12 protein-coding genes, 1 tRNA gene and 3 pseudogenes are annotated in these 11,957 nt (G+C 70.7%); 7 read left to right on the top strand and 9 right to left on the bottom strand.

Features of this window, described 5'->3' with window-relative positions; all coding sequences use genetic code 11:
* From G6R25_RS27505 to G6R25_RS16210, 3 genes and pseudogenes are all read right to left on the bottom strand, one after another.
* A pseudogene (locus G6R25_RS27505) lies at positions 1 to 1,015 on the bottom strand (hypothetical protein); the annotation flags it as partial.
* Positions 1,016 to 1,417: 402 nt separating this feature from the next.
* The gene (locus tag G6R25_RS16215; RefSeq protein WP_235948712.1) at positions 1,418 to 1,987 is read right to left on the bottom strand and encodes a pilin; all 570 of its coding nucleotides are present in this window, start codon (positions 1,985 to 1,987) and stop codon (positions 1,418 to 1,420) included.
* Positions 1,988 to 2,006: 19 nt separating this feature from the next.
* Positions 2,007 to 2,834, bottom strand: coding sequence for a hypothetical protein (locus G6R25_RS16210; RefSeq protein WP_235948709.1), 828 nt, complete (start codon positions 2,832 to 2,834; stop codon positions 2,007 to 2,009).
* 490 nt (positions 2,835 to 3,324) lie between these two features.
* Between G6R25_RS16210 and G6R25_RS16205 the strand changes: the two genes are divergently transcribed.
* From G6R25_RS16205 to G6R25_RS16180, 6 genes are all read left to right on the top strand, one after another.
* Entirely contained in the window at positions 3,325 to 4,023 is a 699-nt protein-coding gene (locus G6R25_RS16205) for a hypothetical protein (RefSeq protein WP_163553669.1), read from the top strand.
* The gene (locus G6R25_RS16200) at positions 4,020 to 4,832 is read left to right on the top strand and encodes a TRM11 family methyltransferase (RefSeq protein ID WP_163553667.1); all 813 of its coding nucleotides are present in this window, start codon (positions 4,020 to 4,022) and stop codon (positions 4,830 to 4,832) included. The genes G6R25_RS16205 and G6R25_RS16200 overlap by 4 nt, the downstream gene beginning before the upstream one ends.
* Positions 4,833 to 4,905: 73 nt before the next feature.
* A complete protein-coding gene (locus G6R25_RS16195; protein WP_163553665.1) occupies positions 4,906 to 5,598 on the top strand; it encodes a recombinase family protein in 693 nt (230 codons plus the stop codon).
* A complete protein-coding gene (locus tag G6R25_RS16190; RefSeq protein ID WP_163553663.1) occupies positions 5,595 to 5,798 on the top strand; it encodes a hypothetical protein in 204 nt (67 codons plus the stop codon). Before G6R25_RS16195 ends, G6R25_RS16190 begins: the two co-directional genes overlap by 4 nt.
* A gap of 63 nt (positions 5,799 to 5,861) precedes the next feature.
* Positions 5,862 to 6,128, top strand: coding sequence for a hypothetical protein (locus G6R25_RS16185; RefSeq protein WP_163553661.1), 267 nt, complete (start codon positions 5,862 to 5,864; stop codon positions 6,126 to 6,128).
* A gap of 52 nt (positions 6,129 to 6,180) precedes the next feature.
* Positions 6,181 to 7,884, top strand: coding sequence for a recombinase family protein (locus G6R25_RS16180; RefSeq protein ID WP_163553659.1), 1,704 nt, complete (start codon positions 6,181 to 6,183; stop codon positions 7,882 to 7,884).
* Here the strand turns inward: G6R25_RS16180 and G6R25_RS16175 are convergent.
* Positions 7,856 to 7,931, bottom strand: a tRNA-Lys gene (locus G6R25_RS16175). The two genes, G6R25_RS16180 and G6R25_RS16175, sit on opposite strands and share 29 nt — an antisense overlap.
* 216 nt (positions 7,932 to 8,147) lie before the next feature.
* On the opposite strand from G6R25_RS16175, the gene G6R25_RS16170 reads away from it, so the two are divergent.
* Entirely contained in the window at positions 8,148 to 8,996 is an 849-nt protein-coding gene (locus G6R25_RS16170) for an alpha/beta hydrolase (protein WP_163553656.1), read from the top strand.
* A 15-nt stretch (positions 8,997 to 9,011) separates the two neighbouring features.
* Here the strand turns inward: G6R25_RS16170 and G6R25_RS16165 are convergent, their stop codons facing one another.
* The 5 genes and pseudogenes from G6R25_RS16165 to G6R25_RS16145 all read right to left on the bottom strand — a co-directional run.
* Positions 9,012 to 10,292 (bottom strand): cytochrome P450, encoded by a 1,281-nt coding sequence (locus G6R25_RS16165; protein WP_205447156.1) that lies wholly within the window; start codon positions 10,290 to 10,292, stop codon positions 9,012 to 9,014.
* Complete coding sequence (locus G6R25_RS16160; RefSeq protein ID WP_205447155.1) at positions 10,289 to 10,915, bottom strand: GTP-binding protein; 627 nt, start codon at positions 10,913 to 10,915, stop codon at positions 10,289 to 10,291. Before G6R25_RS16160 ends, G6R25_RS16165 begins: the two co-directional genes overlap by 4 nt.
* Positions 10,896 to 11,255, bottom strand: coding sequence for a DUF742 domain-containing protein (locus tag G6R25_RS16155; RefSeq protein WP_163553655.1), 360 nt, complete (start codon positions 11,253 to 11,255; stop codon positions 10,896 to 10,898). Before G6R25_RS16155 ends, G6R25_RS16160 begins: the two co-directional genes overlap by 20 nt.
* Positions 11,252 to 11,654: pseudogene (locus G6R25_RS16150) on the bottom strand (roadblock/LC7 domain-containing protein). The gene G6R25_RS16155 and the pseudogene G6R25_RS16150 overlap by 4 nt, the downstream one beginning before the upstream one ends.
* Positions 11,655 to 11,682: 28 nt before the next feature.
* Positions 11,683 to 11,957 (bottom strand): annotated as a pseudogene (locus G6R25_RS16145) (ATP-binding protein); the annotation flags it as partial.

Here is an 11,957-nt window from a genome sequence, read left to right as displayed (position 1 = left end):
TAGGTACCGCCGGTATCGGTTGGAGGAACTGGGGGGTGGTCCGGCCGCGCGGAGGCTGCCGTAGCGGCCGGCGCGTGATCGGGCTCTGTGCCTGTCGCCGGGGAGGGGGCGTCTGCCGGCGGCGGGCGGTGGGGGTGCGCTGCGGGCCGCGGCCGAACCGTCGGCCGCTCAGCAGACCCAGCGCGCGTCCGGTGACGTAGGCGCGCACGATCCGGCCCAGAACGCTGCTGCCGCCCTGGCCGATCTTAGGCATCATCCAGAACGGGATCTTGAACAGGAAATAGATCAGGGTGATGGCTGCCAGCAGGTTCACCAGCCCGTCCGGTTTCGGGCCGAACACGGTGAAACCACCGGGGGCGAAGAACACCTTGAAGCTGGCGATCAAAACGAACGACCGGGCGATCTGGATACTGATGCAGGCAAAGAATGCCTTCCACCACCAGTACGCGATCTTCTCGGTCTGCGGTAGGGCATGCCCCGACAGGGCCAGCGGCGCGATTCCGATCAACGCCACGGTGATCGTGATCCGAGCGATGTAGGTGCGCAGCAAGGCGACGATCAAGCCAGCGAGAAACAGTCCCAGAAAGATGACGAAGATGCTTCGGTTGACGACACCTGTGGCGCCGGTGGGCTCGATCGGTGGCGCGATCGCGCCGAGAATGATGTTCCGCAACTGTTTGGCGGCCGTGTCCGGGTCGAGTCCTTGCCCGAGGATCGCGGCGGGCAGCGGATTCGCGATTTCGATCGCCTTACCGGCCAGGAACTGGGACAGGGTCGCGGCCAGGAACCCGAGGGGAATGCGCGGGGTGATCTCCTTGATGGACGTCCGGGCCTGGACCGACTGGAACATCATGATCGTGATTCCGCCGATCATGATGAGGATGCTGTAGGAGGCGACGGTGATGCCCCACGAGGTTGTCCACAGCTCGCCGATGGCCGGCAGCTCCGACGGTTTCGGTGTGGTCAACAGCGTGCGGCCCAGCAGGTCCAACAAAGGGTTGAGGGCGGCGGTCACCAAGCCCCGAAAAAACTGTTGATCGCGCTGGTGATACCGCTGGTGATCCAGCCGACAATTCCGCCGCCGCCGCCGCCGCCGCCGCCGCCGCCTCCGTCGCCACCGGTATCGGGCGCGGTCGGGGTGGTGTGTGGGGTCGGGGGTGGCGGTGCGGTGGGCTGGGGAAGGCAGTCGGCGTCGTCGTCAGCGCAGGGTGGGGACGAGGTGCCGGTTCCGGTGCCGGAGTCGTCAGCGGTCCCGCCGCCGGGCGGGTTCGAGGTCGACGGCGTGCTCCCGCCGGACGACGGGGTGGGCGTGGGTGAAGATCCCTGGCCCGGGGGTACCGGGGACGGGCCGGGTTGCGGGTTCGGTGTCGGCCCGGTGGCGCTCGGCGTCGGGGCCGGCGTGGGAGCGGGGGTAGCGTCAGCGAAGGCCAGGGCGGGGCAAGCAACGAGCAGCACCACGGCGAGCGCCGCCGTCCCGACCAGCCGCAGCCCGCAGCCCCGGCGGTGGCGCCACGGGCGGGCCGGCCTCCGGGCCGCGTGGGCGAGGGAGAGAGGCGCCGGCGCGCGGCGTGCCGGGACGGCGGCGGTCATGGGCTAGCCCCCCGACGATCTGCTTGAGGATCGCGACGACGACCGGGGCGAGCGCGGCCAGCCCGTACCCCCAGCCCGCGTTGCGGAAGCTGTCCTTGGCTTTGCCGACCTCGCCGGGATCGCCGTTGGAGATCAGGTAGCGCACTCCGCCGATCGACAGGAAGACCGTCGCCAGCAGCGCGAGGATCATCATGATCCAGTTGCGGACGTTGTTCAGGACGGCGTTCAGATCCGGCGCCGGCGCGGCGAAGGCCGCCACGCTGCCCGCCAGCACGAGCGCGAGCACGAGCACGAGCACGAGCACGGTGAGCAGGACCGCTCGGCGTGCCACGGCACGCCGGCCGTCCGCGCGGGAACGGGCGGGGCGGGCCTCGGGCCGCGGTTGGGTCGGGTTCATGCCGGCATCCCCGCGACCGTCAGCGCCGGCGCGCCGGCCGGTGGATGTGGCCGGCGCGGGGTCTTGCCGGCAGGCGAGCGCGGGGCCCAGCTGGCACCGGCCGGGCCGGTGAGGTGGTCGACGAGGCGTTGCTTCGGGATGCCTGGCGGGGTGCCGTCGTGTGGCGGGCGGCCCAGGCGCTGATCGGCATGTCGTCCAGGCGGGTCGCGGCGATCAGATCGGCTTCGGTGTCGGTCAGGACTCCGGCGGCGACCGCGCTGGCCAGGACCTGTTCGGGACCGGCCTGGCCCGGACCGGACTGCGGTGCTTCGGCCGCGGCGACGGTCTGGAACAGGTCCGGGTCGGGATGAGGGGTCTCCCGCTGCTGGACGGTCAGCGCGAGCCCGGACCGGTAGGCGGCCCAGCGCAGCCGCACCGCGATCCGCGGCAGGTCCAGGCGGACGGTGGCCGCCGCTTCGAGGAACCCGGTGAGCACCTCGGCCTGCACGTCGGCCGGGTCGAGGTCGCTGTGCCCACCGAGCCGGGCGCAGACGGCGCGCAGGGCGGGTAGCGCCATCCCGGCGGCGCCGACCGTCCACGCGCCTCCGTAGCGACGGGAACGGCGGATCACCACCGCCCAGGCGGCGTCACGGACGGCCTGCGGGCAGGAACCGGCCAGCAGCCGGTCGCGCAGCTCGTCCAACGCCACCAGCCGCTCCGGCAGACCTGGCACCAGCGAGCCGTCCAGCGCCAGCGGCGCGGGGCCCGCGACCAGCAGGCCAAAGCAGTCCCGCAATGTCGCCAGCGGCAACGCGGACGCGCCCCGGCCGGCCGGTCGCGGAGGAAGTGAAGACATTCCGTCGGGCATTACTGCCGTCCTTCGCTGTCACGGAAATGTGGACAGCAACAAGGACGCCACACCGTTCCCAGCGAAAAGCCAGACTGATCTCCCAGTGAATGCACAGAAAAGATTGCTGGCGCCCAGCAGAATCCCAGCGATCTAGTGTCGGCATTCCCGCAAGCCCCGGAGTCGACCCGACGCCAGCGGCGCCCAGAACCTGCACAGCAGGGCCGTGAGCTGCGATGCTGTGACATCCAGGGAAGATCGCTGGGCATCCCTGCTGGCATCACGACCGGCCGACAACGACGCCAGCGAGAAAAATCTTGAAAAAAGTTTCGGGTGGACCGTCCGGGTGCCGCCAAGCGATCTGCCAGCGATCAATAGTCCGGTCGGACTAGGCGCTGCTCAGCGAGAAAAATCTTGGAAGAAATCGCCGGGCTGGTGTCCGAGACATGCCCAGCAGACGGTCTCCTTTTACGGCCGCGAAAACACCCCGCCGTGAAAGGAACACCTCTCGATGCCCGTATCCGACCCTGACCGTGACGGCCGTGCTGTCGTCCCCGCGGGCCGGCCGGCGACCGTCTGGCCGTGCCCGCCGGACAGCCCCGGCCGGCCGTCGGCCGGCTGGCTTGCAGCCGCCGTGGAACAGCTCGTCGTGACCCACACCCGGCCCGGCGACCCGGTCCTGCTCCTGACCCCGCCCTCCCCGGACGTGCCCGCCGAAGGCCGCCGCGAGACGCTGGCGGACCGGCTCGCCGACACCGGCCGAGCCGTCGCTCGACTCGGCCGCACCGTCCAGATCCACCCCGCACCGTCCGGGTCCGGACCCGGACCTGACACCCCCAGCCCCAGCCCCAGGCCGAACGGCGACCGCCGCCCGTTGGTCGTCACGGTCGTGGAACCGACGCGGACCGGCTGGTTCCACGGTGTCCCGTGGGCCCGTCTGGTCGCCCCCGCCGGCCTGCTGGTCGTGATCACCCGCAGCGACAGCATCGCCGGCCGGCTGATCGACCCCACCGGCGACCTGACCGCCGCCGCCGGCCGCCACGGGCTCACGCTGCTCGACCGGTTCGTCCTGCTGGAAGTCCCCCTCGACGAACTCGACCAGCCACCCACCCCGCTGCCACGTACGACGGTGGCCCGCACGGTGCACTCCGATGTGTTGCTGTTCGCCCCGCTCGCACCGGTGCCGCCGACGGGGGGCGCAGCCCGATGACCGTCGAAGGCGAGACGTGGCGCTGCGACGCGCGGTGGGCGACGGTCTGGCCCACCGGCCGGCACAGTGCTGCCACCCACCAGACCCGGCGACCGCCGGCCGTTGCGCCGCACGGCGGCGTGGCGGTGTCAGCGGAGGTCGCCGCCCACGCGATCGCGGCCTACAGCCGGCCCGGGGACACAGTGTGCGACCCGGACTGCGGACGGGGAACGGTCGTGGCCGAAGCCGTCCACGCCCGCCGCCACGGCATCGGCATCACCACCGACCCGGACCGGTGGGAGACCGCCCGCGCCGCGCTCACCCTGGCAAAGGCCCGCGGCGCCCGCGGCGACGGGATGATCATCGACGCGCTGCCCGACGGCGAATCCTGGATCGGACTCGGACCGGTCGACCTGGTCCTGACCGCGATCGGACCGGCCGACCCTGCCGAGACGACCGGTCCGGCCGGGGACCGGCTGCGCGAACGGCTGGCTGCCTACCGGGACCTGCCCCGGCCCGGCGGCCACCTCGTCGTCATCGCCACCTACCAGATCGTCGGCGGGGTGGACCTGGCCAGCCAGGTCGCCGCCGCCGGCCGGGACGTCGGGTGGCGGCCGGTGCAGCGTGCCGTCGCGCTCACCGCCGTCCCCTACACCCGGGCACTCGGCACCCATCATCCGCACGGGCGGGCACGCGCCTACCCGGTCCACCAGGACGTGCTCGTCTTCCGTGCCGACAGCCGACCAGCCCGGCGACCGCGCCTGCCGGACCCGCCGCGCCCACCGGCGCCGCCCGCCGCCCTCGACGCCTCGCACCGCCCCGCCGCCTAGCACTCCGTGCCGGCCGGGCCCGTGCGCGCACCGCACCGCCGCGGCCGGCCCTGCCTTCTGGTTGGAGCCCCGCATGTCTGACCTGCTGCCCATCCCCGCGCTGCCACCCGCCCCGCCCGCGCCGCAGCGCCGGCCCGGCTGGTGGTGGCGGCTCACCCACCCCCGCGCCACCCGGCAGGCGCGGCTGCTCGCCGCCCACCACGTCTGGACCACCGAACGCGCCCGCGCCGCCCAGATCGACCTCGTCCGCGCCGGTTTCCACCTCGGCCCGGTGCCGTTCGGCTACCTGCCTCACCGGGTCACCGTCCCCGTCCCCGACGCCGACGGCCAGCCCCGCCGCCGCGTCCGCCTCGTCCTCGACCCCGGACCCGCGACCGTCGTCGCGACGATCTACCGGTGGCGGGTCGATGACCGGCTCAGCCCTCTGTCCATCGCCACCCGCCTGCACGGTCTCGGGAACCTGTTCTTCACCCTGGTCGACCCGGCGACCGGACGCCCGCGGCCGTGGACCTCGACCGCCGTCAGCCGCGTGCTGGCCAACCCCGTCTACACCGGCGCCACCGTCTGGGGCCGCACCCGGGGCGGCCAGCCCGTCCCACCCGAACACTGGGTCGTCTGCCCGCACGCCCACCAGCCGATCATCGACGGCCGGACGTTCTTCCACGCCCAGCTCCTCGCCACCCCCGGGACCGCGATCCTCAGCCCGCACCTGCCGCCCTGGGAGTTTCCCACCGACCCCCGTAACCCCGAAACGGGAACGGAATGAGCCGCACGCCCGCCGCGGACGATTCCGAGCCGCTTTCCACCGGACGGCGAGACGTGGCCCGCCAGGTCGGAGTCGAACGGATCGAGACCGTCGAAATGACCGCCGAAGAATACGACTCTGCGGTGGCCGCTCTGGCGGAACTCGTCCTACAGTGGGAAAGGAACGGAGCGCCGAATTCAGCTCCGAAAAAGGCAGCCTGACACCCACACCGACCCTCCCTTCCGGCGGGCCGCTGTCAACCCATCCGAGAAAGGAGCATCGGTATGCCGCGCCCATTTCCCACCCGACAGTCCGCCGACAAGGTGGCGATGAACACCGTTTCCGGTGCCGTGCCGGTCGTCATCTACGTCCGGCACGGCACCGGAAACGGATGCCAATCCATAGCGGCACAGCAGGAGAAGGCCCTGGCCTTCCTCGCGACACGTGCCACGAATGTCCAGATCTGCGACCCGGCCGGCGACACCGGCGGCCGGTTTTCGGCGCGGCCAGCCCGCCGCCGGGGAATCCGGCGCCGCCGACGCCACGAATAGCCCGCCCGTCGCAGCAGAAAAGCGTCAAGGGGGAAGGAAAGGAACAGCCGCCATGCCGCGCTCGACCGCGCGCCGCACCACCACGAAAAGAACCCGGCAGGCCGTCGCCGCGCTGCCCGAGATCGTCCGGGTCGGGATCTACCTGCGCCGCTCCACCGACGACGAGAACCAGCCCTACACCATCGAGGCACAGGAAGAACGGCTGCGTTCCTACGTCGACTCCCAGCCCAACTGGGTCGTGGCCCTGCGGTTCGCCGACGACGCCTCCGGCGCCACCATCGAACGCAAGGACCTCCAGCGGGCCCTGTCCGCCGCCCGCAACGGGCTCATCGACGTCCTGCTCGTCTACCGCGTCGACCGGCTCTCCCGCAGCCTGCGCGACACCGTCCACCTCCTCGAAGAACTCGACCAGGCCGGGGTCGTGTTCCGCTCGGCCACCGAGCCGTTCGACACCGCCACCCCCATCGGCCGCATGCTGCTCCAGATGCTGGCGATGTTCGCCCAGTTCGAGCGCGACACGATCATCGACCGGGTCATCGCCGGGATGGAACGCAAGGCCGCGAAGGGCCTATGGAAAGGCGGCCGGCGCCCCTTCGGCTACCAGGTCGACAAGACCGCCAAGAAACTCATCATCGACGAGACCGAAGCCGCGATCGTCCGGCTGATCTTCGACCGGTACGTCCGCGACCGCCTCGGCACGAAGAGCATCGCCAACGTCCTGAACAACCGCGGCCTGCGCACCACCGTCGGCGGCCCCTGGTCCGGCCACAAGATCCTGCGCATGCTCGACAACCGGATCTACCTTGGCGAGCTGACCTTCCGCGAGATCACCGTCGAAAACACCCACCACCCGATCATCGAGGAAGAGACGTTCGACGTCGCCCAGAAGATCCTCACTGAACGCAGCGAGGAAACCTCACGCCGGGCATCCAACCCCTCCGACTACTACCTGACCGGCCGCATGCGCTGCCCCCAATGCGGCACAGCCCTCATCGGCACCCGCGCCACCGGCCGCAACCACACCTACCGCTACTACACCTGCCACACCCGCAACCGCTACAACCGCCATGAGTGCGACGCGCCCCGCCTCGACGCCGACGCCGTCGACTACGCCGTACTCACCGCGCTCGCCAGCTTCTACCGCGACAACCGGCAGCTCATCGCCGACGCCGTCACCAAAGCCCAGCGCCACCACCGCGACGCCCGCTCCGACCGCACCGACGAACTCACCACCATCGAAACCGAACTCACCCAGACCGACCAGGCCATCGATCGCTACCTGGGCGCCTTCGAGCGCGGTACCCTCGACGAAGAGATCCTCGCCACCTGGCTCGACGCCCTGCGCACCAAGCAGAAGCAGCTCCGCCAGAGGCAGGCCGAACTCACCGAAGAACTCGACGACGAACCGGCCATGCCGGCCCGCTCCACCCTCCACACGATCGTCAAGCACATCGAGACGATCATCGAAACCGGCGACGACCTCCGACGCAAGGCCCTCATCGAAGCCCTCATCGCCGAAGTGAAGATCACCGGGCCGGACCGGCTCATACCGATCTTCAAAATTCCTGGGCCCGATGCTTCCAGGGACGCCGCCAACGTAGAGACTGGAGACACAGACCGACCCAAGTCAACCCGACCATCAACGCCAACCGCCCCCCGCAGGGGCGCCGCAGCCGTCCTACCAGCCACAACGTCCCCGAAGGGAGCGGTTCGCGCAATGCCTACATTGGTGGGCCGTCAGGGACTCGAACCCTGAACTCGCCGGTTAAAAGCCGGCTGCTCTGCCAATTGAGCTAACGGCCCCGCGGGGCGATCGTACCTGGGTGGGCGTGGTCCTCGAAGCCTCTCACCGGTCGTGGTGCGGACCTAGGTGCATTCCGGTATGACGAGGGTCACAGTGCGCCGATCGGCTACGTCCATCGATGATGGCGATCTACGGCCGCACCTCGAGTTTCCCTGCGTGGCAAGCAATCACGCGCCGGGCCGGGGACGGCCAGCCGCAGGTGTCGAGGAGTCCACGTGAGTGACGTCAGCCCGGCTGCCCCGTCCGACCAGAGCGCCGCGAGTGCGGGGCGCACGATCGTCTTCATCCACGGGTTGTGGCTGACGTCGGCGAGCTGGCAGCCGTGGATCGACCGGTTCGCCGCGCTGGGACATACCGGTCTCGCCCCGGAGTGGCCGGGGATGGATCGTGACCTCGACGCCCTGCGGGCGGAGCCGACCGCCGACAACCGGGTCGGCGTGGTCGAGGTGACGGACAGCTATGCGAAGATCGTCGCGGCTCTGCCGGAGGCGCCGGTCCTCGTCGGGCACTCGTTCGGCGGCCTGATCGTCCAGCTGCTGCTCGACCGTGGCCTTGGCGCGGCCGGGGTGGCGATCTCGCCGGCGCCGGTGAAGGGCGTGCTGCGGCTACCGATCGCCACCCTGCGCTCGTCGGCGCCGGTGCTGACGAAGCCGGCGACCCGCCATCGGGTGGTGGGGCTGACCGCGGACCAGTGGTTCTACGCGTTTGCGAACACTGTCAGCCGGGGCGAGTCGGACGAGCTGTACGCGCGCTTGCAGGTGCCCACCCCGGGCCGGCCGCTGTGGCAGGCCGCATTCGCGAACGTCAATCCCAAGGCGCCGAGCAAGGTCGATTTCGGGAAGGCCGACCGGGCGCCGCTGCTGATTCTCGGCAACGACGCCGACCACACCGTCCCGGCGTCGGTGAGCCGGGAGGCGTTCACCCGCCAGCGCAAGTCGGGCGCGATCACGGCCTACCACGAGTTCCCTGGCCGCCCGCACCTGACGGCCAGCGTGCCGGGCTGGGAGGAGGTTGCCGACCTCGCCCTCGCCTGGGCGCTGGCGCCCCGCTCCGGCGAGATCTGAGCACGGCTCGGCAGGTCAGGACGGCGAGAAGTGCACCGGCAGTGCGGACAGACCGCGCAGCCACGGTGACGGACGCCAGACCAGCGCGTCGGGGGAGACCGCGAGGTCGGTATCGGGTAGCCGATCGAGCAGCACCTCGACGGCGGCCCGCACGATCGTCTCGGCGATCTCCTGAGCGGGATACGGGCAGCGGTGCTCGCCGTGGCCGAACGACATGTGGGCGTGGTTACCGCCGGGGCCCTCGAAGGAGTCCGGCCGCACCTGCGGGTCGCCGTTCGCCGCCGCGCAGCTCAGAACGAGCATGTCGCCGGTCTGGATGTGCTGGCCGGCGAGCTGGGTGCTGCGGATCGCCCAGCGGCCGGACATGTTCTGCAGCGGAGTGTCCTCCCACAGCACCTCGTTGAGCGCCTGCCCGACGCTGCGCCGGCCCCCGGAAAGGGTGACGGCGAAGCGGCTGTCGGTGAGCATCAGCCGTAGTGTGTTGCCGATCCAGTCGGTGATCGGCTGCTGGCCGATCCCGACGATCAGCAACAGGTCCCACGACGCCTCCTCGTCGGTCAGTTTCCCGGGATGGCCGAGCAGCGCGGAGGGGATGTCCGGCCGCGGGTGCGCCCGCCGGTCGGCGAGCAGCGCGTTGATGATGGCGACGAAGCGGGAGTGGCCGGCGATCGCCTCCGGGCCGGAGCCGTCCGTGGCCGCGTTCATCGCCGAGAGCAGCTCGGGCAGGCCGGTCTCGGGCACGCCGATCATGCGGCCGATCAGCAGCATCGGTATCGACTGGGCGTACTCGGCGATGAGGTCCGCCTCGCCTCGCCCGGCGAAACCGTCGACCAGCTCGTCGCAGGTCCGTTCGCACAGCGCCCGCAGCTCGAACAGGTCCACGTCGCTGAGCACGTCATTCATGATCGTCGAGCGGCGCTCGAATTCGGCGCCCTCCAGGTGCATCGTGTATGGCTGGTAGCCGACGACGGGGAGCAGCGGCCAGTCCGGCGGGATGCGGTCCCAGGCGTTCCAGCGCCGCGGGTCGCGTCCGAACAGCTCCGGATTGCTCGTCACGTAGTGCAGCTCGCGGTAGCCGAGGACCAGCCAGGCGGGGATGTCGCCGTCGAGCAGGATCGGCGCGACCGGGCCGTGGACGTGGCGCATCTCCCGGTATAACTGCGCCGGGTTGTGCTGGAAACGCGGGCCGTACAGCCGGAACGCCCCCGGATGGTCGGGGAAGGCCGGCGCCGGTGCCGCGAGCTCCGTCGCGGCCGGCTCCCAGCCGTCGACACGGTCGTGGTGGGGATGTGTCACGGCGAGGTCTCCTGGGCGGTGGACAGGGCGTACAGGTGGTTGACCAGCGCGATCAGCACCGACTTGCTCGACGCGCGGTGCCGGGCGTCGCAGTCGACGAGCGGCACGTCGTCGGACAGCGACAGCGCCTCGCGTAGCTGCGGCAGCGTGTGCTCCGGTTCGTCGAAGTTGTTGCGCGCGACGATGAACGGCATCCCGTGGTGCTCCAGCCGGTCGATCGCGTACCAGGAGTCCGCCACCCGACGGGTGTCGACGAGCACGACCGCACCGAGCGTTCCCGCGAACAGCCGATCCCACAGGAACCAGAACCGCTGCTGCCCGGGGGCGCCGAACAGGTAGAGCACCATCTGCTCGTTGAGGCTGATCCGGCCGAAGTCAAACGCCACGGTGGTCGTGGACTTCTCCCGCACGCCGCCGATGTCGTCGATGCCGATGCCGGCGCCGGTCATCGTCTCCTCGGTGCTCAGCGGGCGGATCTCGCTCACCGCGCGGACCATCGTCGTCTTGCCGACGCCGAACCCGCCGACGATCACGATCTTCAATGCGTCGTTGACCGTGCTCGCCAACGGGGTGCGGGAGCGCGGCGGGGCCTGGTCGGCGACCTCAGAGATTCTTGAGTCCAACGAGCACCTGCTTCAGGATTTCGGGATGGGGCAACGGCGTTCTGCCGACGGAGGCCGAGGGATGGCGCGCCGCGATCCGGCCGGTGTCGAGCAGATCGCAGAGCAGGATCTTCACCACGCTCACCGGCAGCTTCAGCTCGGCGGCGACCTCCACGACGGCGACCGGCGACCGGCACATCCGCAGGATCGCGGCGTGCTCGGACTGCATGCCCGACGTCGGATCGCTCTCGCTGACGATCAGTGTGACGAGGTCGAAGACGTTCTCGTCGGCACGGCTGCGCCCGCCGGTGACGGTGTAGAGCCGGTCGGGGTTCTCCCCATCGATGGCCTCCCGGATCACGAGGCCGTGAATCCGGGTGCGGCCGCGCGTGGTGGGGCGCTGAGATAGTCGCCGATCTGCTCGACCAGCTCGTTCATGTTGTGCCCGATGACGCCGGCGTCGGCGTCGTCGGTCGCCACGACGGCGAGGTGCGAGCCCTGGCCGGCCTCGATGATGAACAGCAGCCCCCCGTGGAACTCGGTCATGGACTGCCGCACCCCGCCGCTGCCGTCGCCGAACTCCATCGACGCACCATGCAAGAGGCTCTGGATACCGGAGGCGATGGCGGCGAGCTGGTCCGCCTGATCCACGCTGAGCCCGGAACTGCGGCTTGGAGAGCACCAGGGCATGCCGGGTCCCCGGCGTCCGCTCCAGCAGGTTCTCCAGCAGCCAGTCGAGGTCACGGGTTCTCGTGTTCATGCGTATCTCCGGCCGTGCGTAGGAGCGATCAGGAGTTGCCGTCTCGCCTGGTGGAGTGGCCGCCGATGTTGGTCCCGGTGTCGTCCGTCCCGGCGGCGTCCGTCCCACCTCGCGTCTGGAACCACATGCCCTGGTCCGGGCCGCTGGAGGTGTCCCCACCGATGGGGTTCGGCGGGTCCCGGGGGTCCGGCGGGTCCGGGGGTTCCGGCAGCTTGGTCGGCCCCGTGAGCGACGGTGGCAGGGGCGGCAGCGGCCGGGAATCCGCGTCGGCCTGGCCGGTCGCGCTGACTGGTGCGTCGGGCC

It is taken from the genome of Candidatus Frankia alpina, from assembly GCF_902806485.1.
In the GTDB taxonomy this organism is placed as follows: Bacteria; Actinomycetota; Actinomycetes; order Frankiales; family Frankiaceae; genus Frankia; species Frankia alpina.
Note: the sequence above shows the minus strand (reverse complement) of the source record. Positions and strands in the feature narration are given on the sequence as shown.